This is a genomic window from bacterium, from assembly GCA_030685015.1.
Lineage (GTDB): Bacteria > CAIWAD01 > CAIWAD01 > CAIWAD01 > CAIWAD01 > CAIWAD01.
The window spans coordinates 113,412-139,683 of record JAUXWS010000059.1; the positions used below are offsets into that span (position 1 = coordinate 113,412).

The window sequence follows — 26,272 nt, forward strand, 5'->3', positions numbered from 1 at the left end:
TATGTGCATCCAGCCGCATTGCAGCAGCTGGGGGCAGGACCGAAGATCATGCACAGGCAGGGAGGGGAGGAGAGAAGCGACACCAGGTGGATGCGCCACAACGAAGGGTGGGCGCCCGGCTTCACTCTCGCCGGCGGTTGGCTCCCAGCCAACGCTCAACCAGGTCCTCCTGCTCCGCCGTCTCCACGCTGCCTGGACGCAGGCGGCGGATGCGGGCCAGGGCGGTCGCGCCGTCCAGTCCCAGCTCACGACCCAGCAGGCAGGCGAGCAGGGTGCCCGTGCGGCCAACACCGGCGGCGCAGTGCAGGGCCAGGACCTGCCCTGGCGGCAGGGTGGAGAAGAGGCGCCCCAGCTCGTCGGCTTGTTCCAGGGACGGAGCCGTGTAGTCATCGACCGGCAGGTCGATCAGGTGCAGCCCGTCCAAGGTGGCGCGGGCGGCGGCGGGATAGGCTTCGCCGGTCAGGTTGACCAGTGCGGCGACGCCAGCCTCCCGCAGGAGGGCGGCGACGGCCTCAGGCCCTGCCTCGCGGCGGAAGGGCCAGCCCAGACCGGCCAGGCGGCCGGGCAGGACGATGGAGAAGTTGAGGCGGCGGGCCAGCGCAGCAGCATCCGGGCGCGCGGTGTCGTCGGTCATGACGTGTCAATTCCCTTTCTGCAGAGGCGATGTGCCCAGCAGGCGCAGGGCGTCCCGGAAGGCCGGACCCTCCACGTCCACCAGCTCCATGTCTCCCACGAAGTCAGGCAGGATGCGGCGGGCCAGGGCCTGGAAGGCCTCGGTGCGATCGCTGAAGACAAAGCGCCGGTGGCCCGGCTCCAGGTTGGGGGTGGCCAGGTCGCGTTCCGCCAGGATGGCCGCCAGCTCCCGCGCCGTGCCCTCCGCCGCGTCGACGATGCGCAGGCCCTCCCCCAGGACGCGGGCCATCGCGGGTTGAAGGAGCGGGTAGTGGGTGCAGCCCAGCACCAGGGTGTCGATGCGCGAGGGGCGGATGTCCCCCAGATAGTGGCGGATGACCGCCTCGGCCACCGGCCCGTCCACGATGCCGTCCTCCACCATGGGCACGAAGAGCGGACAGGCCCGGCTCAAGGTGCGCACCGAGGCGTCCAGCCGCGCCACGGCATCGGGATAAGCGCGGCTGGCCACGGTGGAGGCCGTGCCCACCACCGCCACTTCGCCATTGCGCGTGGCCTCCACCGCCTGGCGGGCGCCCGCCTCGACCACGCCGATGACGGGGACGGGAAGCGCGTTGCGCAGGTCGGGCAGGGCCACGGCGCTCACCGTGTTGCAGGCGACGACAATGGCCTTTACCCGGTTGGCCAGCAGCCAGGCGGCGATCTCGCGGCTGAACTCGCGGATCACCCGCGGGCTGCGGATGCCGTAGGGGACGCGGGCGGTGTCGCCGAAGTAGATGAGATCCTCGCGGGGCAGCTGCGCCAGCACCTGGGCGACGACGGTGAGGCCGCCCACGCCGGAGTCGAACACGCCGATGGGCTGGGGGGAGGGCATGGCGGCTACTCCTTCGGCTCGGGCAGCGCACAGACCAGGTCCCGGAAGCGCCGCCCCCGCTCCTCGAAGTTGACGAACTGGTCGAAGGAGGCGCACATGGGGCTTAGCAGGACGACGTCGCCCGGGCGGGACAAGGCCGCGGCCCGGGCCACGGCGCCGGCCAGGTTGTCCTCACGGTGCACGGCCAGCTTGTCCGCGAACCAGTCTCCGATGATGCCGCCGTCGCGGCCGAAGACGACCAGCTCGCGCACCCGCTCCCTCACCAGCCCCTCCACCGTGCTGTAGTCGTCCGTTTTGGCCTCGCCGCCCGCCAGCAGGATGACGGAGCCGGGCGCGAAACCGACCAGGGCCTTGGCCGTGCTGTCCACGTTGGTGGCCTTGCTGTCGTTGATCCAGCGGACGCCCCGGCGCGTCCGCACGATCTCGATGCGGTGCTCGACGGGCGAGAAGTCCAGCATCGCCTGCCGCACAGTGGCCAGGTCGAGGCCGAGGTCGCGGGCGGCCAGCAGCACGGCGGCCATGTTCTCCAGGTTGTGGGCGCCGATGAGGCGCGGCGCGCCCGCCTCGATGAAGAGGCCGCCCGGCCACTCCTCCAGCCAGAGGCCGCGCTCGTCCACGCGCGCGGCGGCGGTCCGGCCGCCGGCGGAGAAGCGGTGGACGCGGCAGGAGAGGGAGTCGGCCCGAGGGGCCAGCAGCGGATCGTCGGCGTTGACCACCACGCAGCCGTCCTCCGCCACCTGCTCGGCCAAGCGCCACTTGGCCGCCAGGTAGCCTTCCATGCTGCCGTGGCGGGCAAGGTGGTCCTCGCTCAGGTTGAGCAGCAGGGCGGCGCGCACCCGCAGGTCGCGGCTCAACTCAAGCTGGTAGCTGCTCGCCTCCAGCACGGCCCAGTCCGGCGGCGGCTCCTCCAGCGCGACCAGGCTGAGCGGGTGGCCCACGTTGCCGCAGGCCTCGGCCCGGCAGCCGCAGGCCTGGAGCACGGCCGCCGCCAGCAGAGTCGTCGTCGTCTTGCCGTTGGATCCGGTGACGGCCAGCACCTCGCCGGCGAACCAGGTCCGTGCGAAATCCGGCTCGCTCTGCACGGGCAGGCCGCGCCGCAGAGCCTCCGCCACCAACGGATGGGACGGGGGGATCACCGGGCTGGGCACAACCAGCGTCAGGTCGGAGGGCAGATCATTCCCCAGATGGACGGCCACCGGCAGGCCGGCCAGCTTCCCGCCCATCTGCTCCAGACTCAGCAGGTCGTCGTGGAGCAGGACCTCATGGCCGCGGGCCAGACCCAGCCGGGCCGCCGCCAGACCGCTGCGCGCCACGCCGATGATCAGCAGGCGGCCTGTCATGCCGGGCGCTCCCAGCATTGCCGCAGCACCTCGCGCTCGTCGAAGGGCCGCTTCTCGGTCCCGATCAGTTGATAGCGCTCGTGCCCCTTGCCCAGCAGCAGAAGCAGATCCTCCGGCCCCGCCTCCGCCAGCATGGCGGCGATGGCGGCGGCGCGATCGTCCAGGCGCGTGATGCGGGCGTCCCCGCCCTGCTCCGCCAGGATGTCGCCGAAGATCTGCGCCGGATCCTCGCCCCGGGGATTGTCCAGGGTCAGCCAGACACGGTCCGCGTGGACCAGCGCGATCCGCAGCATGACCGGGCGCTTGCCACGGTCCCGCTCGCCGCCGCATCCGAAAAGCACGTGCAGGCGACGCCGGGGCAGGGCGGCCACTGCGGCGAAGGCCTTCTCGTAGCCGTCCGGGGAGTGGGCGTAGTCGATGAGGACGCGCGGGCCGCCCGCCAGGCGGAGGGGCTCCATGCGGCCGGGCACCGGATCCAGGTCGGCCATCAGCTCTCGCAGGCGGGGGCGGGGAATGCCCAGGGAGTCGGCCACGATCCAGGCCGCCGCGGCGTTGGAGGCGTTGTGGGAGCCGGGCAGGGGAATCCACAACTCTTCATCGGCGCCGGGTCCCAGCAGGCGAAAGGCCTGTCCCTCGCCCTCGCCGCGTTCATCGGCGAGGCGCCAGTCGACCCCCGCCTCTCGGCCGAAGGTGACGACGGGGAGGGGGTCCAGCTCCTGTGCCAGCCGCCGGCCCCAGGTACAGTCCGTGTTCACCAGGCGCAGTTCCGCCTCGGGGCGGCGCAGGAAGGATGCCTTCACCCGGAAGTAGTCCTCCATGCCCTGATGATAGTCGAGATGCTCCGGGCTGAGGTTGAGGAAGACGGCGCTGCGGAAGCCGAAGACCGCTTCCCGGCGCTGATGGATGGCGTGGCTGGAGACCTCCATCACCAGATGCCGTCCGCCCGCCTCCAGCAGCCTGCTGGCGAAGGCGGCCAGCCAGGGGGAGTCCGGCGTGGTGAGCGTGGCGGGGGCGGCTTCGCCGCCGCCCAGGCGGCTGCAGATGGTGCCCACGAGGCCGGCCCGGGGATCCAGCGGTCGCAGGAGCTGCTGCAGGATCCAGGTGGTGCTGGTCTTCCCGTTGGTCCCGGTGACGCCATGCACGACGAGGTCCGCTTGTTCCAGGCCGGCGATGCGGGCCACGGCGCGGGGCAGCCAATCCTGCGTGTCCTCGACCACCAGTTGGCCCGGCGTCCGGCGCAGGGGTTCCTCCTGGGCGAGGTGCCAGCCGGCCTCCACCACGCAGGGGAAGCCGTTGGCCAGCAGGGCGGGCGCATGGCCGTGTCCGTCGTGGGAGTATCCGCGCAGCGCCACGAAGAGGTCCCCCGGGCGGCAGCGGCGCGAGTCCGTGCGCAGGAGGGGACCGTCGCCACCCAGCTCCTCAAGGCCCCAGGGTCCCCCCGCCTCCAGTTGGAGGCGCCGGACACCCGGGAGGGCGCAGAGCCATCCCAGCGATGCTTCGCGTCGTGTCATGTGCGCAGCTTTCCCACCCGGGGCTGTCGCAGACTGCGCAGACCCTTGAGCACGGACTCCAGCATGATGCGCAGATCCATTTGCGGCGACCAGTTCATGGCGTAATACATGTCCATGGCCAGGCGTTGGCCCGGCTCGAAGTAGCCATAGTCGCTCACTTGCCAGAGGCCGGTGAGGCCGGGGCGGATGCGGGCGAAGGCCGCCAGATCCCCGGGATAGGTCTCGAACTCGCGCTCGATGAGCGGCGCGGGACCCACCAGGCTTTGCGATCCGACCAGCACGCCCAGCAGCTCCGGCACTTTGTAGAGTCCGGACTGGAAGAGCCAGCCGCCCCGCTCGTAGTCCACACGCAGCTGGAGCAGGGTGAGAGGGCGCCGCGTGAGGTCGTAGCGACGGATGCGCATGAGGGGTCGGCCCCGCAGGAAGGGCGTGGCCGCCACCACGGTCAACAGCACGAGCGGCAATCCGAGGAGGCCGGCTGTCAGGTCGACCAGGCGCTTGAGCAAGCGCTTGGCGGGTCGCCACAGGCTTTGCTCCAGGGACAACAGCGGCTGGTCGTCGAGGCGCACGATGCGGGCCCCCATCAGGGCCATGGTGGCGGCGTCGGGCACCAGCTCGATCGTGCGCACCCGGATCTCGAACTTGCGCAGCACGGTGGTAAGGCGGCGTCGCGGCATGCCCTCCATGAAGACGACCACCTTCTGCAGGCCCTTGTCCGACACCAGGTGGTCGACCTGCTCATTGCATTCCGGCCGGAAGTCCTCGCCCTGCTCATCAAACAGCTCACCCGGCGCCAGGCGGGCCAGTTCATCGTTGCCGCGACGGAAGCGGTCGCGGCCCACGGCGTCCAGAAAGGCCTCCACGCGGGTCGGGCTGCCGATGAAAAGCATGGGCGCCCGCAGCAGTCCGCCGCGCTGGATGAGCTGCCAGGCCGCCACACGAGCCACAGGCAGAAGGAGGAGGAGCCAGCCCATGGCGAATAGGGTTCCCAGGCGACTGAACTCGAAATCCAGGCGGAAGATGACGAGATAGGCGAGGACGACGGGGAAAAGCCAGGCCACGACCTGCAGGGAGCCGTAGACCTGGCGGCGCAACCCCAGGTCGCCGAAGCGGTAGAGGCGGGCCCGGGCGGCGAAGATCACCAGCAGGATGGAGGCCGGCGCCAGCACGTCCAAGTAGAGGCTCCAGGGCTGCTGGACGCTGACCAGCCCGGGCAGCAGCGGCGGCAGCAGCATGAAGCGGGTCCACCAGCCCAGCCAGAAGGCCAGCAGCAGGCAGGCAAGGTCCACCAGGACAAGCCCGGCGCGCAGCAGGTAGCGGGTCATCAGGCGGGGCGCGTGCGCTTGAAGAGGTTGAAGACAAGCAGGACGGCCATGCGCAGGTAGATGCCGAGGTGGACGAGGGCGGTGGTGGCCCAGGAGTAGTGGCGGCGGTAGTGCTTGTTGTAGAAGATGCGCATGGAGTCGTGGAAGTGGAAGATGACCCAGGGGGCGCGCTTGTTGGTGGTGCCGCCCTTGCGGTGCAGCATGGCCACGTCGCCCAGGTACCAGACCTCGCCGCCCCGCTGCTTGACGCGGTAACAGAGGTCGATGTCCTCCCCGTAGAAGAAGAAGTCCTCGTCGAAGGGACCGGGGGGCAGCGCCTCGCGCCTCGCCATGAGGAAGGCGCCCACCAGACTGTCCACCTGGTAGCGTTCCTCCTCCGGCATGTAGCGCAGGTCGTAGGCGGCGAAGCGCCGACTGCGCGGGAAGAGGCGGTTGAAGCCCAGCAGTTTCCACAGCGACACGGAGGGCGTGGGGAAGGATCGGCGGCAAGCGCTGTCCAAGCTGCCGTCGCTCTTGAGCAGGCGGCAGCCGGCCAGGGCGGCCTGCGGCTCCGCGTCCAGGAAGGCCGCCACCTGGCGCAGGGCGTCGTTCTGCACTTCCGTGTCCGAGTTGAGGAAGAGGAGGAGGCGTCCTCTGGCCTGGCGGGCAGCGATGTTGTTGGCCTCGCCGAAGCCGATGCCGCGATCCAGCCGCAGGAAATGGAGCCAGGGGCAAGCCGCGGCCAGCCGCCCTCCGGAGCCGTCGCTGGAGCCGTTGTCCACCAGGAACACCTCCACCGCAAGGCCATTCCGCTCGCGCAGGATGGACTCCAGGCAGGCCCGGGTGAGCGCCTCCGTGTTGAAGTGGACGACGATGATCGAAAGATCGGGCGTCGCGACAGCCGGCAGGGCGGGGCGGTTCTCCACCAGGCGCGCGCTCACGGGGCGGCCTCGCGGCGCTCTTCCTTGACGAGCAACTGGCCGCAGGCGGCGTCGATGTCGGTGCCCATGTTCTGCCGCAGGGTGACAGCGAAGGGCGCGGTCTGCAGGTCGGCGAAGAAGCGCTGGTAGATCTCCGCCCCGCTGGATTGGAAGCCGCGCTCCGTCGGGTTGTAATAGATCAGGTTGAGTTTGCAGGGGAGGCGGGAGAGGCGGGCGCGCAGGCCGCGGACGTCCTCCCGGGTATCGTTGACGCCCTCCATCAGGATGTACTCGAATGTGACGCGCTGGCCGGTCCGCTCGGTCCAGTCCTTGCAGGCGGCGAAAAGATCGTCCAGGGGATACTTGCGGTTGATGGGCATCAGGCGCGAACGCTTCTCGTCGGTGACGGCGTTGAGGGAGACAGCCAGCTTGCAGGGCAGGTCTTCTTCGGCCATCCGCCGGATCTGCGGCACAAGCCCGGCGGTGGAGACCGTCATGCGGCGACGGCTGAGCCCCAGCCCGCGGTTGTCGTGCAGCAGGCGGAGGGCCCGGGCCACGTTGTCGTAGTTGTGCAGGGGCTCGCCCATGCCCATGAACACGACGTTGCTCAGCTGGAGGCCTTCCTGGGCATTCACCCAGAGGACCTGCTGGACGATCTCGGCCGCGCTCAGATGGCGGCGGAAGCCCATGGTCGCCGTGGCGCAGAAGGCGCAATCCAGGGCGCAACCCACCTGGGTGGAGACGCAGAGCGTGCTGCGGCGCTCAAAGCCCATCCAGACGGCCTCGATGCGGGCGCCGTCGGCCAGGCGGAAGAGGAACTTCTCGCAGTTGGACACGGCGCTTCGCACGCGCCGCGCCGGCTCGATCTCGAGGACGGCGTAGCGCTCCGCCAGGTCGCGGCGCAGGTCGCGGGCCAGGTTGGTCATGTCCTGGAAGTCGAAGGTGCGGCGGGCATGGATCCAGTTGAAAATCTGGTCGGCGCGCCAGGGCGCCAGTCCCTCCGCCGCAAGGCGCTCCCGCAGGCTTTCCAGGCTGTCGCCGGCCAGGCTGGGGCGGGCTTGGACAGGGGGGGGCGGAGTCTGGCTGGCGAGCGACAGCACGGGTGCGGGGCCCTCCGGGCCTAGCTGGACGGCGACAGCTGGGAGTCGATGCAGGACTTCAAATCCACCATTCGATAGGGTTTGAACAGGTGTGGTGGATCCCCGGCGGGGGGATCCGGATCGGGGTCCCCGCTGCAGAAGATGGCCGGGGCGTCGGGCCGGATGCGCCGCAGCTCCAACAGCAGTTGGCGTCCCGTCATGCCGGGCAGGTTGAGGTCCAGCATCAGCAGGTCGAAGCGGGCGGGATCCTGCTTGAAGACGGCCAGCGCCGCGGGACCATCGACCACGGCCGTGACCTGGTAACCCAACAGGGTCAGCATTTGCGTGCTGATGTCGCGGACAGCTTCCTCGTCCTCGACGAGCAGGATATGCGGCGTCACGCCCGGCTCCCCTGTTGAATCCACACAATTTCTCCCCTGTGAAGGAAGGAAAACAACGGCTTGGGTTCAAGCTGAAGGCCCTGCTTGAGCCCTGACCGATGCCTCAGATCACCCTGTCCCGGCCCAGGAGACGGCTGGCCATTGACAGGCATCCAGTATGGTGCGCCTCGTGGTGGGACAGGTGCACCAACACTTCCGCCTTGGTGGCGAAGAAGCGGCTGGACTCCACCGGGGGGGACTTCAGCATGGCCGTCGTCGCCTTTTCCAGCCAGGCGGTCAGATCCTGGCGGCGCTCCGCCAGGACGGCGCGGCATTCATCCGCGCCGGGCAGCTGATCGCATTCCGCGGGAGGGCAGCCCAGACCGAAGAGGGCGGGCCAGCGCTCGTCCCAGGTCCGCTGCCCGTTGAGCAGATAGAGAAAAAGGCCGCGATGGTAGGCCAGATGGCCCAGGGTCCACAGGGCGCAATTGGGCAGGTCCGGCGGCAGGGCCGTCCAGTCGTCGCCGGAAAGGCGGCTGGTGAAGGTATCGATGAACATGTCGCTACGCTCCAGGCCCAACCAGAACGCCTTGGCCATGGGATCCATCCGGGTCCACCTCTGTTCTTGAGATAGGAGGTCGGGACGCGACGCGTCGCGTCCCTACGGCCGCGGCCGGTAATTCCTCCTCGCCTCGGGCATCAGCTTCCTTAGCTTGGCGATGCGCGCGGCATCCGAGGGATGGGTGCTGAGGAATTCCGGCGGCTCCCCCCCCTTGCCCGCCGACATGCGCTGCCAGAAGCCCACCGCCGCCTCCGGGTTGTAGCCGGCCATCGCCATGAAGATGAGGCCCATGCGGTCGGCCTCGCTCTCGTGGGTGCGGCTGTAAGGCAGCATCACTCCCAGGGTGGAACCCAGGCCGTAGGCCGTCATCCACAATTGCTGGGTCTCCGCCGGCTTCTGCTCCAGGTAGGTGGAGAGCGCCAAGCCGCCGAACTGCTGCAGCATGCCCTGGCTCATCCGCTCGTCGCCGTGGCGGGCGATGGCGTGGGCGATCTCGTGCCCCATCACCACGGCCAGGCCCGCCTCGTCCTGCGCCACCGGCAGCAGACCCGAGTAGACGACCACCTTGCCCCCCGGCATGCACCAGGCGTTCACCTCGTCGCCTTCCACCAGGTTGAACTCCCAGTCATAACCGGCCAGCTGGTCGGTCAGGCCTTTGCGGGTCATGTACTCTTCCACGGCGGCCTGGATGCGACCCCCCACCCGCGCCACCATGGCACTCTGGGTCGTGTTGGCGATGCGCGGATTCGTTTTGATGAACTCGTCGTACTGCTGGTAGCTCACGGCCTGCATCTGGGATGCCGGCACCAGGGCCAATTGACGGCGGCCCGTCAGCGGGACCGTGCTGCAGGCGGCGATCAGCAGCAGGATCGCCAACGCAGCGGGGAAGGTGCGGTTGTACATGGAAGACTCCTGATTTCTTTGGCTCCAATATCGCACTCGCAGCTAGTTGGAACGGGAACAATGGGAGCCTGATCCGTCCAATCAGCGGCGCCTTCCCGACAGGCTGCTAGAGGGCCTGGGCGGGAACCAGGAGGCAGGCGGGCAGCCAAACGATGGGCCAGGACCTCATGCTTTCTCCCGCGGCTGGACCAGCTCAAGCAGGTTGCCGTCCGGATCCTCGAGCGCGGCGTAGCGTCCCTGGGGCACCGTGAGGATCTCCGTCAGGAAGCGCACGCCGGCCACCCTCAGCCGCGCCGTCTCCGCCTCGATGTCGCCGCAGGCCAGGCAGAGAACCGTGGCGCGTTCGCGGCCGTAATTCGCCTGGTGCGGGGCGGGGGACGCCCCGGCCATCAGGATCAGCTCCACGCCGCAGTCCAGGGCCAGCCAGCCCTCGCCGCCCTGCCTCACCGGCAGGCCCAGCACGCCCTCGTAGAAGGCGCGGGCCCGGGCCAGGTCGGAGACGAAGCTCTGGATCTCGGCGAAGCGCAGGCTCATGCTCCCGCCTCCCGTTCCTTCCGGGGGACGAGCAAGGGCATGGGCAGGTCCAGTCCACGGGCCAGGATCCGGATCAGGAAGAGGCCGTCCGGGGTCAGCTGGTTGTCCAGCGCGCCGCAGGCCATGGCCCCGCGCATCAACCGGATGCGGTCGGGCCGGGGCAGGGCGCCCAGTTCCTCCATGGCCGCCTCCAGTTCGCGACCATCCCCCGGGGGCGGGGGCAGGGCGCCCTCTTCAGGCAAGGCGGCCTCGCGGCAGCCGGCGGCGAAGGCGCGGGCCGCTCCCTCCTCATCCTCATGCTCCAGGCGGGCCAGGGCGGTCAAGAGCAGACGGGCGGAAGGCGCAGCCTGGACCAGGTTCCCCCGGTGCGCCGGCGGGCGTCGCCCCAAGCCATGGGCGCCGTCCAGGTGGTGGAGCACGAGCCGCTGCAGAAGCCACTCCCGCAGACTGATTGCCTGGTCGGCCTCGATCAATTCCAGCAGGGCCTGGCGGAAGAGCAGGGCCTGCGGGCGCGACAGGCCGTGCAGTGTGGCCAGGGCCAGGTCCACGAGCGGCAACCTAAGCTCGGGGGCAAGGGCCTGCATGGGCGGGACCAGCTTGTCCGCCAGGTCCGCCAAGCCGCCCGCGCCCAGGGCGCGCACCAGCACCAGCTGGCGTTGGCGGGCCTCCGGCGTGGCATCCGCCGCCAGGGCGAGCAGAAGTGCCTGGGCGCCCAGGGGGTCCTGGCTTTCGCCCGCCAGATCGGGCGGCAGTCTGCCCAGCAGGCCACGGGCATAGCCCAGGCTGCGCGTGTCCGCCTGGCCGGCCTGATCCAGCGCCTCCAAAGCCGCTGAGACACTCAAGAGGCGGCGGACCGGAGCGGCCGCAGCCGGGCGGCCCGCCGCGGCGGGCAAGGGGGCCGGATTCCGCGCCCGCGGCAGCGGCTCCTGCCAGCGGCCGTCCCAGTCCGGGTCCAGGCGCCGCACCCGCTCCGCCAGCGGGGGATGCGTGGCCAGCGGATTGCGGAGGGAGGCCTTCACCCCCAGGCTGAAGTAGGCGTGGCTGAACTCCGAGGCGTTCGGCGTTCGCAGGAGGGATCCTTGCGGGGCGCCGCCGATCCTTTTCAGAGCCCCGGCCAGGCCGGCGGGGTGGCGCGTGTATTGCACGGCGGCAGCGTCCGCGTGGAACTCGCGCTGGCGGCTGATGAGCGCCTTGATCAGGTTGCCGAAGAAGGAGCCGATGTAGCCCACGGCCAACAAGGCCAGCGCGGCCAGGCCCAGCGCCGCGCCGACGCTTCCCACGCCGCCACGGCCCCGCGTCCCGCCCAGGCGCACTCCCCGCAGGTGGCGCAGGACGAACTCGCCGGTCAGGCCCAGCAGCAGGATGCCGTGCAGGGTACCCGCCAAATGCAGGTTCCTCGCCATGTCGCCCCCCGTGATGTGGCTGATCTCGTGGGCGACGACGCCCTGCAGCTCATCGCGGGACAAGGATTCCACGGCACCGCGCGTCACCCCGATGACGGCATCGGCGGGAGTCCAGCCGGCGGCGAAGGCGTTGATCGCCGGCTCGTCAAGCAGAAAGACGGCGGGCACGGGGATGCCGGCGGCCAGGGCCATCTCCTCGACCACGTTGAGCAGCTTCCGCAGCTGTGGGTCCTGGCTGGAGGGGTGCACGCGCCGGCCGCCCAGCCCTTCCGCCACGGTTCGGCCGCCGCCGGCCAGCTGCCTCAGCTTGAGCAGGCTGCCCAACACGATCACGGTCAGCACGGCCAAGGCCACGGCCAGGGCGAGGCCCGGCTCCTGGCCGCTGAGGATTTGCCCCGACCAAGTGCGGGTCCCCTTGAGGGCGAGCAGGACCGCGGCGACGGCCGCCGCCATGATGCCCGCCACGGCCAGCCCGAAGAGCAGCACCAGCCAGCCCGTGTTGCGCCGGGCGAGATCCTGGGCGTGGTGGAAGTTCATGGCGCGCCCCCGGTTCTCCTCAGAAACTCACCTTGGGCGCCGCCTGGAACTGCGCGCTGTCGGCGAACTCCAGCAGGGAGGCGTCGACGGGGTGGCCGAAGACCGGCGCGAACAGGGTGGTCGGAAAGGATTGGCGCGTGCTGTTGTAGTCCGTCACCTGGTCGTTGTAGGCCTGGCGGGCGAAGGCGACCCTGTTTTCCGTGCTGGTCAGCTCCTCGCTGAGCTGCATCATGGTGGTGTTGGCCTTGAGGTCCGGGTAGGCCTCCATCACGACGCTCAAGCGGCCCAGGGCATCGGAGAGCCCGCCCTCCGCGCGGCCGAGCCCGGCCATGGCCGCCCCGGCGCCTGGTTGGGCCTTGGCCGCCTCAAGCATGGCCAGCGCCGTGTTGCGCGCGGCGATCACCGCCTCCAGGGTCTCCCGTTCATGCGAGATGTAGCCCTTGGCCGTCTCCACCAGGTTGGGGATGAGGTCGTAGCGGCGCTTGAGCTGCACCTCGATCTGGGCGAAGGCGTTCTGGTAGCGGTTGCGCAGGAGCACCAGGCGGTTGTAGATGCCGATCACGTAGAGGAAGAGGACACCCAGCAGCGCCAGCACAATGACGATTCCCAGCATGATCATCTCCTTGATTGGCGGGCGCGGACCGCCCGCGTCGGGGGGACGCCCCAATACGGCGAAATCAGGACGCAAGTGGAAGCGGCATGGCCCAGCAGCCTGTCGGACTTGGCCACTTGGCGGTCTTCATCGCCCCATTCGGTCCGGATTTTCCGCAAGTTTCTTGAACAGACCACCAGTATGCCCTGCGAAACTTCCGAAAAACCGGCCTCGATTTGGGCGCGAATCCCATCCAAGGCCCAAGCCCGACAGGCTGTTAGTCGCCGGGGAAGGTCAGGCGCACTCCTGGCCTGGCAACAGGCCGCGGCGGACGTAGACGGCGTGGGCCATCTGCCGCAGTCGCGGCATGCGCGGCAGCGCCAACGCGGCACAGGCGGCGTAGACCAGGGCGCCGCAGGCCAGGGCCCAGGGGGCGCTCCAGACATCCGCCAGCCAGCCCAACAACAAGGCCCCCACGGGGAAGCTGCCCATGAAGGACATGGTGTAGAAGCTCATCACGCGGCCGCGCTGCTCGTCCTCCACCAGGGTCTGCAACAGTGTGTTGCTGCCGGCCATCTGGATCATCTGCCCGAATCCGATGGGCAGCATGAGCAGCAGGGAGAGCCAGACCGAGGTGGAGAGGGCGAAGGCGACCAGGGCCAGGCAGAAGATGCCCGCCGAGATGACGATGAGTCGGCCGAGACCCAGGACGCTGCGGCGCGAGGCCAGATGAAAAGCTCCGCCGAGGGCGCCCACGCCCACGCCGCCCATGAGGAAGCCCAGCGTGTCCGGGCCGCCGCCCAGGATGTCGCGGGCGAAGACGGGGAGCAGCACGGTGTAGGTCATGCCGACGAAGTTGAAGACCATCAGCAGGAGCAGGATGGCCCAGAGCGGGGGATTACCCATGACATAGCGCCAGCTCTCGCCCAGGCCCTCCCGCAAGCCGCGCCGCCGCTCCCGGGCACGGGCCTCGTCCCGGGCGGGGAGTCGCATCATCAGCAGGCAGGCCAGCACGGCCACATAGCTCAGGCCGTTGGCCAGGAAACAGACCCCCTCACCGGCCAGCGCGATGAGCAGGCCGGCCAGGGAGGGTCCCAGCAGGCGGGCGCCGTTGAACATGGAGGAGTTGAGGGCGATGGCATTTCCCAGATCCCGGCGGTCGTCCACCAGCTCCACCAGGAGGGCATGGCGCACGGGCATGTCGAATCCGTTGATGGCGGCCATCAGCACGCTCAAGGCGACGACGTGCCAGAGCTGGATCCAGCCGCCCAGCACCAGCGCCGCCAGCAGCAGGGCCTGCAGCATGGACATCACTTGGGTGGCGAAGAGCAGACGGTGCTTGTCCACCCGGTCGGCGATGGCGCCGGCCAGCGGCGCGATGAGGAAGGTGGGCAGGTTGCCGGCGAAACTCAGCAGGCCCAGCAGGAAGGCCGAGTCGGTCAGGCGGTAGACCAGCCAGGCCAGCGCCACCCGCTGCATCCAGGTCCCCACCAGCGACACGCCTTGTCCCAGGAAGAAGAGCCGGTAGTTGCGGTGACGCAGGGCGCGCCCCACGATGGCCAGACGGGGGATGGGCGCGAAATCGCGCCAGGCGGAGAGGCGGAGCATGCGGGCGCCTTCAGGTCGGGACGGGTCTGTGGTCCTCGCCGGTCGAATCCGATGGGCCGCAAGCTAAGGAACTGGCCGCAAGCAGGGCTCAGGCCGCATCCTTGTCGTCCGACTGCTTGCCGCTCAGGGACTCGATCTCGATGGCCCACACCCGCGTCCGCTCCAGGCTGGCCGGCTGGTAGTCCCAGGCGCCCTGGCCGCCATAGTGGCGCATGATTTCGTCCAGGGCGGCGCGCCGCTCGTCGTGGCTGCGCAACTCCCGCACGAGGCCGGTGCCGATCACCGAGCGGTAGGCGAAGCTCCAGGAGCAGGCCCTGTCCGGATGCGTCAGCAGGCGCAGGTCGCAGTGGGCCGCGAAACAGACGCGGGGGTTCCTGGCCAGCATCTCCAGTTTGCGGCCCTCCCGCGCCGTGTGGAAGAAGAGGCGGCGGCCGTCATAACCGAAGGAAAGCGGCACCAGGTAAGGCTCCTGATCCACCGCCATGGCCAGGTGCAGCAGCTCCGCGCCGTGGAGCACCTCATCCAGGCCGGCCCGCGAGTCCATGGCCTTGTCCCGCCGGCGCAGGGGCCGTTGCATGTCCATGGCTCCCCCAAAAAGACCAGCCCCCGATCCGGACGGGGGCTGGTGGATTGTCCACGTGGGCTGGTTCGAAGGGCTAGAAACGACGGTTGCCGCCGCCTCCGTAGCCGCCACCACCGCCGCCGCTGCGATTGCCGCCGCCGCCGCCGAAGCCGCCGCGACCGCCCCCGCCCCCGCCGAAACCGCCGCCGCCGCGGGGCCGGCTGCCCTCCTCGCGCGGACGGGCCTCGTTGACGGTGAGGGCGCGACCGTTGATCTCCTTGCCGTTCAATTCGGCGATGGCCGTGGCCGCCTCGCCGTCATTGGCCATCTCCACGAAGCCGAAGCCTTTGGAGCGATTCGTGTCGCGATCCATGATGACCGTGGCCGACGTGACCTGGCCGTAGGCTCCGAACAGCTCCTCGAGGTCCTGGCTGCCCATGGTGAAGTTCAAGTTGCCGACGTACAACTTCTTGCTCATCGAAAAGACTCCTGTTGGAAGAACTGTGAGGATCCACGCCGTGCCTTGAACGTGTCAGCCCGGAGCTGCCTCGTTTCGAACCACGCCCCTGTCACGTCGCCCCGGCCGTCCGGCCCAGCGGAGCGGACCCGGATTCCCGCCCGAATGCTCCTTCCAGCAAGGACATACGCGACAAGCGGCGCGGGAATGTAGTGTTAGCGGGGGGGAAGTCCACTCACAATTTCGCATGGACAATCGCCGATCCAGGCCAGGCCGGGATCTCCCTTCACAGTCCGGAGCATGGCTGGTCGGCGCGATCGCGGTAAATGAAAGAGGGTGCCCGCGGGCACCCTCTTCGGCGTCAGGATGTCGTCGGCCTCACTTGACCAGCATGACCTTCATCGCGTCGCGGGGCAGGCCGTCCACCACCAGCCGCACGAGGTAGAGGCCGCTGGCCAGCTCGGCGCCGTCCAGGGTGCGGGCGTGGGTGCCCGCCGCCTGGCGGCCCGCCTCAAGACGCCGCAGCTCCTGCCCCAGGGTGTTGAAGACGGCCAGCGCCACCGCGCCTTCCCGCTCCAGGCGATATTCCACCGTGGTGGTCGGATTGAAGGGGTTGGGCGTGGCCTGCACCAGGCGGAAGTCCTGCGGGCCGGCCGCCGGCGCCGGCGTCACGCCGGTCCCCATGAAGTAGTCCATGACGTGCTCGAGGAACATGGGCATGTTCATGGAACCGGTGACCGAGGAATGGATGCGCGTGGCCTCAACGGGGAAACCGCAGAATATGGCGGCGTAGGGCGTGCCGGTGGTGTAAACCGCCGCCGGGGCGTTGGCCACCTGCCGCCAGGTGCCGAAGACCACGCCGGGTGCCGTCACGTCCAGCACGTCGGGATCCTGGCTGTTGTTGGCGCCCTGCACGCCGGTGATGACGAAGGCGGTGCCGTCGAACCAGGTGTCGCCCGCCACGCCATCGATCACGAAGACGGAGCCGGCATCGGTGTCGGTCACGGTCACGCCGAAGTAGTCGGCCAGGAAGTCGGCCCGGGCGGGATTGGTGGACATGAACTGGCTCGACAAGAGCAGCCGTCCTCCGCCGTCCAGGAAGGTGCGCAGACCAGCCTCCTCGGCGTCGGTGACGTCGTTCTGCTTGATGCCGCCCAGCCACAGGATGCGCTCATAGCGGCCCATTTCGTCGGCGGCCAGGGGATTGTTCAAGCCGGACCAGACGTCGTGGCCGATCCCGGCCAGATCCAGGGCGGAGGTGACGAAGCTCTCGTTGTCGTCCATGCCGCCGTCGCTATCCACCAGCAAGGTGGCCGGGCGGCCAATGCGCTGGGTGTGGGTCAGCGTGCCCGTGGCCGTGCCGCCGTTGTAGGGGGCCGAGTACGCGAAGCTAAAGGTGGCCCAGTGCGGCTCGATGCCGGCGGCGACGGTGTAGACGAAGGGGCCGCTCCCTTCCACGGTCTCGCCCGGTTGGGCGGCTGGGAAGGTGACGGTGTTCTGGGTGATGGTCACGGCCGGGTCGCTGCAGGTCATGACCACCGTGCAGCCGTTGGCGGGGACGGCGATGGGGCTGTTGCGCAAGCTCAGGTCGTAGTGGATGGTCTCGCCGCCGTCGGGCCGGCCGTCCCCGTTGTCGTCGGAGACGATGGCCAGCGATTGCACGGTGAACACAGGATAAGCAACCGACATGTACTGGTTGATGATGTTGTGCATCGCGCCTTCACTGAACCCGCTAGCCGTGTAGCGGACGATACCGTCTGTGTCCAGAATGACGTTGTATGGTATGTAGTTGTTGCCGTATTGGCTGTAGATGCTGGCGCAGCCCGTCAACACCAGGAAGGTGGGGTTGTACTGGTCCCAATGGGCATGCAGGGCGGCCGCTGAGGCGTTGTCCGTGTCGATGTGGACCAGTTCGAAGGCGGCGGGATCGTAGACTTGCTCAAAGTTGGTTTGAAGCACCGGAAACTCGGTGTTGCAGGAGGGTCACCACGTGGCACCGAAGTTTATCACCACCACCTTGCCCCGCTGGGCGTAGAGGTTCCAGCTGCCACCGTTCCAGTCGTTGCAGGTGAAGTCCGTCGGCGTTTGGCCCACCATCCAGGCGGCCTCAGCCGACAGGGCCATGCCCAGGGTGACCACGCCCAGCGCGATCGCGTTCTTCATCATTCCGCCTCCCTGATGGGTCCATGTATTGAACCATGGACCTGTGTTGTTCCGATTGAATGCTTTGTCAACCGCCGGGAGCATGATCGCACCATGCTCCCGGGAGATTTGGCAATTCCGAAGCAAATTCAGCAACTCCCGCGCCAGAAGATCAGCGCACGGCCCGCACCTGGAAGTAGAGCTGTTCCACGCCGGGCAGGAACAGAACCGCGGGGGGCTGCTCCGTCTCCATCACCGGCTGTCCTGGAAAAGTCCAGGGCTGGGCCGATTGGTACACGCGATATCCGGTGGCGCCGGGCACGGGCGTCCAATGCAGCGTGGCCGCGCCGGCGGTCATGCCCAGCGACAGGTCCGTCACCGGGTCCGGGGGCGTGGCGGGATGGGCCGCGTGCCAGGCGAAGGCGCGCTGCAGGAAGCCGGCCATGGTCACGGAGGCCGGCAGCGGTCCATAGAGACGCAAGGCCTCGAGGGGGAATCCGCAGAAAATGCTGTTGAATCCGCCGCCCGCCAGGTAGGCCGCGGCGGGACCCAACGTCCCCTGGCGCCAAGCGGCCATCTGCACCGCCGGCGGCGTCACCGCGATGACATCGGGATGCACGTTGTTGTTGGCCGCCGCCGCCCCCGACAGGATGAGGTCCATGCCGCCGAACCAGGGGTCGTCGGCCGTGGTGGTGGCCCAGAAGATGTTGCCGCCGGTGAGCGCCGTCGTTTGCACGCCGAAGCGCTGGGCGAGGAAGGGGGCGTTCTGCGCGTTGCTGGAGGCGTACTGGCTGGAAAGCACCAGCAGGCCGCCACGGTCCAGGAAGGCCTCCAGCACGGCCCGCTCCGCCGCGGTGATGTCCGGGTTGCGGATGCCGCCCAGCCAGATGATGCGCTGGTATCTCAGCGCCTCCACCTCGCTCAGGGCGCCCTGCTGGTCCAGGGCCCACAGGTCGGCGGCCACGCCCAGGGCCGAGAGCGCGTTCAGGGCGTAGCTCTCGTTGTCGTCCATCTCGCCGTCGGCATCCACCAGCAGCAGGTCGGGACGGGCGATGCGCTGCTGGACCAACAGGTTCTGCTCCCAGGTGCCGCCCTCGAAGTTGGCCGACACGTGGATCTGGAAATCCGCCCAGTGCGGCTCCGCTTCGGACGACACGATGAAACTGAAGGCCGGCGTCTGCACGACCTGGCCCGGTGCCATGGCCGCCACCGTGGCTTGCGCCACCTGCGGTGACAGGGCGCTGGAGGTGGTCGACCAACTGATGTTGATGGACTGGGCGGCCATGCCGTTGGGACTGTTGCGCAAGGTGAGGGCGAAGCTCACCTGCTCGCCGGGATCTGGCCGGCCGTCGCCGTTGTCGTCGGACAGGATGTCCACCGACAGCAGGTTGAAGAAGGGGTTGGGCAGGCTGAGATACTGCTGGATGACGGCGTGGATGGCCGACTCGTTGAAGCCCGAGGCGGTGTAGCGGACGATGCCCTCCGTGTCCAGCACCACGTTGTAGGGGATGTAGTTGTTGCCGTATTGATTGTAGATGCTGGCGCAGCCCACGAGGACGGGAAAGGTGGGGTTGTATTGGTTCCAGTGGGCGTGCAGGGCGGCGGCGCTGGCGTTGTCCGTGTCGATGTGGACGACTTCGAAGGCGGCGGGATCGTAGGAGGCCTCGAAGTTGGATTGCAACACCGGAAACTCGGTGTTACAAGACGGTCACCACGTGGCGCCGAAGTTGAGGAGGACCACCTTGCCGCGCTGGCTGTAGAGATTCCAGCTTTGGCCGTTCCAATCCGTGCAGGTGAAATCGGTGGGCGTGCTGCCGATGGTCCAGACGGCGGCCGCGGGCGCGCAAAGGACCATCGACAGAAACAGCCCGGTCAACAAACGGGCGCGGTGCTTCATTAATCCCCCTGGTTCACAAGCGGAACAAACGTAAGGGCTGAGGTGGCTCGCTCCAAGAGAAAAGAGCCATCACGTCAATTATTCAGCGGGCGGGGATAGGCCTGATGACACCCAGGCAGCTTGATGTCCCACCCCCCCGACACCTTGCCGGCGAATCACAAAGGAGGTGTCCCATGATCAAGCAGAAAACCAACAAGCCGGTGATGGTCAGCTTCCGCCGGAGCGTGGGCGAGCTTCGCCTGCTGGGGCTGGTGGCCTGGGGCGGGCTGTGCCTGGATCTGGCCGGGCTGCGCGGCCGGGACGTGGCGCTGCGCCTGGGGGCGCCCCGCATGTGGATGGAGACGATGCTGGAGGCCGTGGCGCAGGCGGGATCCCGCCAGCTGGTGCTGGTGGATTTGGATCTCAGCGTCTTCCTGGGCGATCCAAGCGAACTGGCCGGCCGTCTGGAAACTTGGGCGGCGCGGCAGGGCGTCCGCCTGACCCGCCTGTCCACCCAGGGCCTGTCCGCCGCCGGGTCCGCACGGGCGGCATGAATGGACGGGGCGGATGCGCTGGCATGCCCTACCAGCCGACCTCCTCTTCATCGCGGATGAAGCGGCCGCTGGGTCCGCCCTCAGGCAGCAGGGCGAGCCGCAAGAGGCCGCGGGCGCCCTCGTCGGGGCTGCGGTCGGCCTCCGGCCCACCCATGCGGGTCCGCACCCAGCCGGGACTGACGGCGTTGACCAGCACTCCCGGCGGCAGCCCGTGTGACAAAGACACTGTGAGAGCGTTGAGGGCGGCCTTGCTGACGCTGTAGGAGGCGGGTCCAGCCATGCCCTGGGTGAAGGAGCCCCAGCCCGAGGAGACGTTGACCACGCGACCCCAGCCCCGTGCGATCATGGGCGGCATGAAGGTCCGACAGCAGCGCCAGGCGCCCAGCAGGTTCACCTGGAGGGATTCCAGGATGTCGGTCTCGTCCACCGTCAGCGCGTCGCCCCGCACCAGGACGGCGGCATTGTTGACCAGGATGTCCACGGCCTGGCCCTGCATGTCGAGCAGGCGGGCACAGGTGGCGATGGAGGCGGGGTCGGCCACGTCCAGCTCCACGGGTGTGATGGAGCCGGCGCCGGCCACGGCGCGCAGGGCCTCCGCGCCGGCCTCCTCGTCGCGGCATCCCATCAGCACGTGTACGCCGGCTTGGGCCAGTTGCCCGCAGAGGGCAAGGCCGATGCCGCGGTTGCCGCCGGTGACCAGGGCCGTGCGCATGGTGCTCCTCTTGTCTGCTTCCACCTCTGTTTCCGCCGCTGTACGCGGCGAGTCCGCTCCTTCCTGGCAACCCGGTGCCCAAGCAGCTTGTCGGGCTTGGCCATGAGCGACGCGTTGTGCGGCGCAAGATGTCGCGCCGGCTTGGGACATCTCGATCACCACGCGACAACCCCTTTGCTCGGTCAACCCTTGCCACGGGGATGGTCGAAATCAATGTTTGCTGACGCCCGTGTGCTCGACGACCTGCAAGAGTTCGTGCTCGGCTGCAGCTTGCCGGCCAAGGCATCGAGGTCTCCTCGATATCCTGACCCAACCTCACGGTTGTAACACTCATGATCACCTTCAAACATCTGGCAACCATGTAATACAAGGCGGTTGTCGTGGGAATCTTAGATGCAATCCGAATACGTGAGCCCAGCTACGCGTTATGCCTCACCCGGAAGCGCACCGTGCGCGTCTCCCCGGCCTTGACGGGCACCTGCATCTCCAGGGTGCCGGCGTCCTTCTTCTCCCACGCCACGTCGGATGAGAGGACGCTCCAGTCGCCCCACATCCGCTCCCGCACGATGATGGTGGCGGACTCTTTCGCCTTGCGGTTGCGCAGGACGACCTCGATCTCGCGGTCAACGCTGCGTCCGCTGCGCTTCTCGTCCAGGACCTTGCGCTCGGCCACCAGGTCGAAGGCCTTGCCGGCGCTGAGCTTCACTCTCTCATCCACCGGCGTGTGCTTGACGGCATCCTCGCCCACCATCTGCCGGCGGCCGCGGTTGTCCAGCTTGTAGAGGCGCACCGTGCCCTCGGGCAGCGGCAGGCCGGGGCCCTTGTCCTTGCTGTTGACGAACTCCAGCTCCACCTGCACCTCGTTGCCGCGGTTGCTGTCCGTGATGTAGCGCTTGGCCAGCGTGACGCGCTTGGGGTCGAAGAGGGAAACCTGCTTGTCCTGGCGGTCGCGGATGGTCACCGGGCGTTCCAGGGTGTAGAGGTGGTACTCGAAGAAGGCCTCCTCGGCGAAGCCGCCGGCGGCGTCGGCCATCTCGGCCATGGCCATGCGCGGCGCCTTGGCCCAGTTCTCCATGGCGGGCCGCACCCGGTTGACCTTGCCCGCCACCAGCTGCAGGGTGGCGTCCTCCCAGGTGAGGCCGGTCTGGTTGCCGAGGTTGACCCAGGAGGCCATCTCCATGCTGTTGTCGTCCTCGGCCAGCAGGCAGACGTACTCCGCCTTCCAGCCCAGCCCGCCACTCAGGTAGCTGATCGTCGCCTTGCGGTTGCCGGCGTTCTGCGCCTCCAGCTCCCAGCGCAGGGCGGGCCGCAGGCGCAGACCCTCCGGCAGGCTGGGATAGCGCACGGCGACCAGGGCCTCCGGCCGCAGGCTGGTCACTCCCTGGGCCGTCTGCAGGATGAGGCCCATCCCGCCGGCGAGCAGGGTGCCGCGCAGCCACTCGCCGCCCTCCAACTGGGCCTCGATCTCCTGGCCCAGGTAGCGGCGCAAGAGGGTGCCCTCGTCCACCAGGTCGTACTCGTAGTTCTGCTCCAGGAGGCGGACCCCCTCGCAGGAGAAGAGGACGGTGGCCGGCTCGATCTGCTGGCTGACGCCGTCGAAGAGCCACTCCTGGCGGCCTTTCTTGAGCGGCAACTCGCGCTCCTCGCTGATCAGGCCGAAGCCGTCGCTGTAAATGGTGATGGAGCCGGCGCACCAGGCCACGGGCGCCATCAGCGTGGCCAGCAGGGCGGCGGTCAGGGTGCGGGTCATGACGATCTCCTTGCCGGCGGCGGCCGGCCCGTGGCGGGTCATTTCTTCTCGAAATCCAGGGATGCTGAGTTGACGCAGTAGCGCAGGCCGGTGGGCTGGGGGCCGTCCTCGAAAACGTGGCCCAGGTGGGCGCCGCAATTGGCGCAGACGATCTCCGTGCGCTGCATGCCGTGGCTGCTGTCCGGCCGGGTGGCGACGCGGTCGTTCTCGGCGGTGAAGAAACTGGGCCAGCCGCAGCCGCTGTCGTACTTGGTCTCCGACTGGAAGAGGGTGACGCCGCAGACCACGCAGCTGTAGCGGCCGTCCTCGTGGTGGTTCCAGTACTGGCCGGTGTAGGGCGCCTCGGTGCCGCGCTCCTGGGTCACGCGGAACTGCTCGGGGCTGAGGCGGGCCTTGAGGTCGGCGGAATCGGGTCGACTTGCCTCGCTCATCGCATGTCCCTCCGCGCTGGGGCTTCGTCCCGACTCGTGGTGGCAGGCCGCCAACAGCAGCAAGGCCAGGACGGAACAGATCAATGGATGTCGCATGGGACCTCCGCGCGGCTGCCGGACGGCCGGACTCCCGGCCTCTGCAGGGCGCGGCGCAAGGTAGGAAATCATCCGCCCGGCGGAGCTCTTGTCGAAGGTCAGGCCGTGCGCGTCACGGTCAGCCGCACCTGGCCGTGGTTGTTCTTGTAGAAGTTCCAGGCCTCGTTGGCGTGGCAGCAAAGGTAGCCGGCGCGGGACGGCGTGCGGCTGTGGGCCGTGCCGATGCGGAAGGTCTCCAGGGGAGCAGGCGTGCCGTCCGGCCCCGGATCGCCGCCGTTGGCGATGGCGCCCATGAGGGCCATCCAGGGCTCCTGCTCGGCCCGCCGCGTGCCCCAGAAATCCGCCTCCTCGTTGCCGGTCACCTTCTTCACCAGTTGTTCGAAGCGACCCCAGACCCCCGCGGCGACGTGAATCAATTCACCCTTGTCGAAGCGGCCATCCTTGGTGCCCCCTGGGGCCGCAGACCAGGTCGCGGTCCATCCACTGGCCCTCGGCACTGGACTCGCAAGTGGCGCCCGCCTACAGCCAGAGGCCAGTGATGTTCCAACGGTCGGCGGGCGTAAATGGCCAGCTGGCAGGATTCACCCACGGCGAGCTGTTGCGTCCGCCGGCAGGGCGCTTGGAGGATGGGCGGATCCTCCAGGCGCTTGAGGGCGGTGGAATGGATGTGATCGTCGCCGCTCGTCAGTTTTGGCGTGTGGCGGGGCTGGGTGCGCAGCAGCTTGAAGACGCCGGAGCAAGAGTCGTGCAGGACGTCCTGGTGGTTGGGGCGGACCTGGCGCAGCATGCCCGGCTTGAAGGCCTAACCCTGGGCCTGGGCCTCCTCGATCATCCACTGCAGAGCGCCGTTGGAGAGGCCGGTCTCGGCGTAGCCGCCCCCCACGTCGCAGTGCACGCCGCGCTTCCAGCGGTCGACGTCGGACAAGCCGGTCAGATCGGGCAGGCCGCAGGCCGACATCAGTCCGGCCAGACTGCGCACCGTGCAGGCGCCGCGGCTGAAGCCGATAAGGAAGAGGCGGCCGCCGTCCTGCACGTTGCGGCAGAGCCAGTGCCAGGCGCTGAGGATGTTCTTGCTCAGCCCTTCGCCCACGCTGCCGCCCTTGGCCTTCTCCCACCATCTGTCTTCGGTGCCCGCGCCGGGATGGTGTTAGGCCAACTGGTGCCTGCCCTGGGCGTCTGTCTCGGCCAGCGCGTTGTGGAGACGCACCACGTTGGCGGGGACAGGAGTGCCGCTCTCGTCCTGGTCGGGTGTGCTCCAGGTGCCGTCGCAGCAGATAACCAGCCGCCGCATGGGGTTTCCCCGTTTCAGATGTGTATTGGATGTGCCGTGTGGTGGCCAGCATATCACCGCCATGCGGGGAAGAGGCGATGTCAAGGGGAAAACCGATTCAGGAAGATGCCCGCCACGGCATCCTGCTGACTGGTCATGGGCGCCGACGGTCCGGGTTGTGGAAGTAGTTGAAGCGCCAGAGCGCCTCGTCGCCATGGCAAGTGGCGCACAGGGTCTCGCTGCTCTCGGCCGTGAGGAATTGCACTCGTCCATGCTCACGACCTTCGCGCCAGGGCTGATGTGGATTGTGACAGGTGCGGCAATCCACATGCAGGTAGCGTCGCTCTTCCGGAACGATGGAGGGCAGCGGCCCCTTTTCCCAGGCGGGGTGGAACCAGGCCTTGGGCACGCGCTGTCCGACTCCGGAGTCGTGGTGGCAGGCCAAGCAGCCGATGGCGCCGGTTGTCCAATTGTCGGGCTGCCGTTCCCGGCTTCCTTCGGCCCAGTCCGATTCGGGCATGAGATGACCCAGGTTCGATCCGGCCACGGCGGAGCTGAGCAGGGCCGGCGTGGCCGCCTGGTGCGGACTGTGGCAGGCTGCGCAGGGATTGGGCGATTCGCCGGGCATTCCGCGCCGGTCGTGCATGCTGCCCAGGATGGAGCCCTGGTTGGTATGGCAGTCCATGCACAAGGCGCCGTCATGATTGCCCGCGCGAAGGAAACTGGAGGCATCGTCGCCGTTCATGCCCCGTGCCCATGCAGCCCCGACGGGACTCCACTGGTGTGGGTCGTGGCAGGTTTCGCAGCCGATGCGCTCATCCGCAAGGCGTGGCAGCCAGGAAGGCCGGAGGGCTCCGATTCCCCTTCCCACCGGATGGCTGAATTCACCCACGGAGCTGAGCCCCGGAGTGTTGGCTGCGGCATCCTCGTGACAGCGAAGGCACAGGCGCGTGGCCGGGCTTAGCAGGCCGGCCTCGGCGGGACCATCGGGACTGGTGGCCAGCACGTCGCGGCCGTGGGCATCGTGACAACTGCTGCAGCGCCACACCGACTGACCCGAGAGGGAGATGAAAAGCGGTTCGTCGGCGCCATGGTCGGAGGCCAGAATGGAAGCTTGGCCTGGGTGGCAACTCAGGCAAAGGCCATCTTCAGCCTGGTCCATGCGCCGCAGGAAACTGGTTCCCGGCGTGCCGGGCTGGCCTGCGTCGGTCTCGCCTCCGACGGACCACCGATGCGGATCGTGGCAGGTGATGCAAGCCACGTGGCCTTGTCGCAGGGGCAAGTCGCCACTTCCCTCCGGCACCGCGCCCAAGGGATGGCCCCAGGCATGCGCGGCGTCCTCGCTGTGGGATTGCGGCGCCGCGTGACAGCGTTGGCAAAGGGCGTTGCCGCGAGAGTCGGGCGAGGCGTTGGCGTGGGGCGCATGACAGGTCGAGCAGGCGTCGTGCTCCCCGGGCTTCCCACTGGACAGGCTGTGACGGGTGGACAGGACCTCCTGTTGCGGCTCATGGCATGCGGCACACAGCCTGCCACGATCCTTGCCCTCCGTGTTCCGCGTGGGATGCGCGCTGTGCATCTTGTGGCAACTGAGGCATTCCACCCGGTCCCGCGGGGTGAAGGAATTGGTCAGCGAAGCGCCTCGACCATCCTTGAGCTGTGCGTGGATCGGGTGATTCCCGGCATTGCCCGCGTGGTCCGCATGACAGTTGAGGCAAAGCTCCGAGGCGAGAATGCCGTCTCGGATGAAGGGCGACAGCTCGTACTTGCGCCCCATTTTGTGCGTGTGCGGCGTGTGGCAGGTGCCGCAATAGACGTCGCCATTCAGGTCGAGCGGAAGACTGCCCGTGGAAAAACCCTTGGGGAGTTTCCGCAAATGGATGTCGCCGGGGCGAAACGCAGTGCGGCTGTCCTTCACGTAGCCATCGTGGCAGGACCAGCACATTTCTTCCGAGCTGTTGCGCGCCGGCTCGCCGTCCAGGATCACCGGGTTCTTCAGGGGAGGCAGGAAGGGCTCCAGGCGGTCAAAATCGTCGCCCCAGTTGATATGGCAGATGATGCACTGACGGAGGTGCTCGGCGCGCGATACCACGGCAAGGCTGTTGGATGAAGCACACAGCAATGCCAGCAGGAGGACGCGAAAGGTCAGGTTCTGGCTTGGGATCACAAGGGGCCGGATCTTGGCCATGGAGGCCTCCGCGGGGATGAAGAGAATGTGCTTCCGTCAGAACAGGAGTCGGTGGCCAAC

The 26,272-nt window shown here is 68.5% G+C and carries 27 protein-coding genes and 1 pseudogene; 1 reads left to right on the forward strand and 27 read right to left on the reverse strand.

The features are described from left to right. Positions 1-121: 121 nt before the first annotated feature. The 20 genes from Q8O14_08320 to Q8O14_08415 form a co-directional block, all read right to left on the reverse strand. Positions 122-634 (reverse strand): hypothetical protein, encoded by a 513-nt coding sequence (locus Q8O14_08320; GenBank protein MDP2360743.1) that lies wholly within the window; start codon positions 632-634, stop codon positions 122-124. Between the two features lie 6 nt (positions 635-640). After that, positions 641-1,504 carry a glutamate racemase gene (gene murI / locus Q8O14_08325; GenBank protein MDP2360744.1) on the reverse strand — a complete coding sequence of 288 codons (864 nt, stop codon included), beginning with the start codon at positions 1,502-1,504 and terminating at the stop codon, positions 641-643. Between the two features lie 5 nt (positions 1,505-1,509). Continuing rightward, a complete protein-coding gene (gene murD, locus Q8O14_08330) occupies positions 1,510-2,844 on the reverse strand; it encodes a UDP-N-acetylmuramoyl-L-alanine--D-glutamate ligase (GenBank protein ID MDP2360745.1) in 1,335 nt (444 codons plus the stop codon). Next, positions 2,841-4,355: a UDP-N-acetylmuramoyl-L-alanyl-D-glutamate--2,6-diaminopimelate ligase gene (locus Q8O14_08335; GenBank protein ID MDP2360746.1), complete on the reverse strand. Its 1,515-nt coding sequence runs from the start codon at positions 4,353-4,355 to the stop codon at positions 2,841-2,843. Before Q8O14_08335 ends, murD begins: the two co-directional genes overlap by 4 nt. Then, positions 4,352-5,680 (reverse strand): sugar transferase, encoded by a 1,329-nt coding sequence (locus tag Q8O14_08340; protein ID MDP2360747.1) that lies wholly within the window; start codon positions 5,678-5,680, stop codon positions 4,352-4,354. The genes Q8O14_08335 and Q8O14_08340 overlap by 4 nt, the downstream gene beginning before the upstream one ends. After that, positions 5,680-6,600 (reverse strand): glycosyltransferase family 2 protein, encoded by a 921-nt coding sequence (locus tag Q8O14_08345; GenBank protein ID MDP2360748.1) that lies wholly within the window; start codon positions 6,598-6,600, stop codon positions 5,680-5,682. Before Q8O14_08345 ends, Q8O14_08340 begins: the two co-directional genes overlap by 1 nt. Continuing rightward, complete coding sequence (rlmN, locus tag Q8O14_08350) at positions 6,597-7,679, reverse strand: 23S rRNA (adenine(2503)-C(2))-methyltransferase RlmN (GenBank protein ID MDP2360749.1); 1,083 nt, start codon at positions 7,677-7,679, stop codon at positions 6,597-6,599. Before rlmN ends, Q8O14_08345 begins: the two co-directional genes overlap by 4 nt. A 20-nt stretch (positions 7,680-7,699) precedes the next feature. Then, on the reverse strand, positions 7,700-8,059 hold the full coding sequence (locus Q8O14_08355) for a response regulator (protein MDP2360750.1): 360 nt from the start codon (positions 8,057-8,059) through the stop codon (positions 7,700-7,702). Positions 8,060-8,162: 103 nt separating this feature from the next. Then, on the reverse strand, positions 8,163-8,636 hold the full coding sequence (locus Q8O14_08360) for a DinB family protein (protein ID MDP2360751.1): 474 nt from the start codon (positions 8,634-8,636) through the stop codon (positions 8,163-8,165). Positions 8,637-8,699: 63 nt separating this feature from the next. After that, a complete protein-coding gene (locus tag Q8O14_08365) occupies positions 8,700-9,503 on the reverse strand; it encodes a M48 family metallopeptidase (GenBank protein MDP2360752.1) in 804 nt (267 codons plus the stop codon). Positions 9,504-9,668: 165 nt separating this feature from the next. Further along, the gene (locus Q8O14_08370; protein MDP2360753.1) at positions 9,669-10,037 is read right to left on the reverse strand and encodes a VOC family protein; all 369 of its coding nucleotides are present in this window, start codon (positions 10,035-10,037) and stop codon (positions 9,669-9,671) included. After that, positions 10,034-11,977: a M48 family metalloprotease gene (locus tag Q8O14_08375; GenBank protein ID MDP2360754.1), complete on the reverse strand. Its 1,944-nt coding sequence runs from the start codon at positions 11,975-11,977 to the stop codon at positions 10,034-10,036. The genes Q8O14_08370 and Q8O14_08375 overlap by 4 nt, the downstream gene beginning before the upstream one ends. A 19-nt stretch (positions 11,978-11,996) precedes the next feature. Continuing rightward, entirely contained in the window at positions 11,997-12,590 is a 594-nt protein-coding gene (locus Q8O14_08380; protein MDP2360755.1) for a LemA family protein, read from the reverse strand. Between the two features lie 273 nt (positions 12,591-12,863). Next, the gene (locus Q8O14_08385) at positions 12,864-14,177 is read right to left on the reverse strand and encodes an MFS transporter (protein MDP2360756.1); all 1,314 of its coding nucleotides are present in this window, start codon (positions 14,175-14,177) and stop codon (positions 12,864-12,866) included. A gap of 88 nt (positions 14,178-14,265) precedes the next feature. After that, the gene (locus Q8O14_08390; GenBank protein ID MDP2360757.1) at positions 14,266-14,754 is read right to left on the reverse strand and encodes a pyridoxamine 5'-phosphate oxidase family protein; all 489 of its coding nucleotides are present in this window, start codon (positions 14,752-14,754) and stop codon (positions 14,266-14,268) included. A 79-nt stretch (positions 14,755-14,833) separates the two neighbouring features. Continuing rightward, positions 14,834-15,217, reverse strand: coding sequence for an RNA-binding protein (locus Q8O14_08395; GenBank protein MDP2360758.1), 384 nt, complete (start codon positions 15,215-15,217; stop codon positions 14,834-14,836). A 357-nt stretch (positions 15,218-15,574) separates the two neighbouring features. Continuing rightward, entirely contained in the window at positions 15,575-17,155 is a 1,581-nt protein-coding gene (locus tag Q8O14_08400; GenBank protein ID MDP2360759.1) for a T9SS type A sorting domain-containing protein, read from the reverse strand. A 24-nt stretch (positions 17,156-17,179) separates the two neighbouring features. Next, positions 17,180-17,362 (reverse strand): hypothetical protein, encoded by a 183-nt coding sequence (locus tag Q8O14_08405; protein MDP2360760.1) that lies wholly within the window; start codon positions 17,360-17,362, stop codon positions 17,180-17,182. A gap of 148 nt (positions 17,363-17,510) precedes the next feature. Next, a complete protein-coding gene (locus tag Q8O14_08410; GenBank protein ID MDP2360761.1) occupies positions 17,511-19,022 on the reverse strand; it encodes a hypothetical protein in 1,512 nt (503 codons plus the stop codon). Between the two features lie 24 nt (positions 19,023-19,046). After that, positions 19,047-19,235 (reverse strand): hypothetical protein, encoded by a 189-nt coding sequence (locus tag Q8O14_08415; GenBank protein MDP2360762.1) that lies wholly within the window; start codon positions 19,233-19,235, stop codon positions 19,047-19,049. Positions 19,236-19,408: 173 nt separating this feature from the next. Here Q8O14_08415 and Q8O14_08420 point away from each other — a divergent pair, with 173 nt between their 5' ends. After that, on the forward strand, positions 19,409-19,768 hold the full coding sequence (locus Q8O14_08420) for a hypothetical protein (protein MDP2360763.1): 360 nt from the start codon (positions 19,409-19,411) through the stop codon (positions 19,766-19,768). Positions 19,769-19,796: 28 nt separating this feature from the next. Here Q8O14_08420 and Q8O14_08425 read toward each other — a convergent pair whose 3' ends face one another. From Q8O14_08425 to Q8O14_08455, 7 genes and pseudogenes are all read right to left on the reverse strand, one after another. Continuing rightward, positions 19,797-20,480, reverse strand: coding sequence for an SDR family NAD(P)-dependent oxidoreductase (locus Q8O14_08425; protein ID MDP2360764.1), 684 nt, complete (start codon positions 20,478-20,480; stop codon positions 19,797-19,799). Between the two features lie 418 nt (positions 20,481-20,898). Continuing rightward, entirely contained in the window at positions 20,899-22,230 is a 1,332-nt protein-coding gene (locus tag Q8O14_08430; protein MDP2360765.1) for a DUF4139 domain-containing protein, read from the reverse strand. A gap of 38 nt (positions 22,231-22,268) precedes the next feature. Next, positions 22,269-22,661 carry a peptide-methionine (R)-S-oxide reductase MsrB gene (msrB, locus tag Q8O14_08435; protein MDP2360766.1) on the reverse strand — a complete coding sequence of 131 codons (393 nt, stop codon included), beginning with the start codon at positions 22,659-22,661 and terminating at the stop codon, positions 22,269-22,271. A gap of 194 nt (positions 22,662-22,855) precedes the next feature. Then, positions 22,856-23,173, reverse strand: a complete 318-nt coding sequence (locus Q8O14_08440) for a hypothetical protein (GenBank protein ID MDP2360767.1) — start codon at positions 23,171-23,173, stop codon at positions 22,856-22,858. A gap of 386 nt (positions 23,174-23,559) precedes the next feature. Next, complete coding sequence (locus tag Q8O14_08445; GenBank protein ID MDP2360768.1) at positions 23,560-23,715, reverse strand: DUF2235 domain-containing protein; 156 nt, start codon at positions 23,713-23,715, stop codon at positions 23,560-23,562. A 42-nt stretch (positions 23,716-23,757) separates the two neighbouring features. Further along, a pseudogene (locus tag Q8O14_08450) lies at positions 23,758-24,048 on the reverse strand (DUF2235 domain-containing protein). 133 nt (positions 24,049-24,181) lie between these two features. Next, on the reverse strand, positions 24,182-26,212 hold the full coding sequence (locus tag Q8O14_08455) for a cytochrome c3 family protein (GenBank protein MDP2360769.1): 2,031 nt from the start codon (positions 26,210-26,212) through the stop codon (positions 24,182-24,184). Positions 26,213-26,272: the final 60 nt, after the last annotated feature.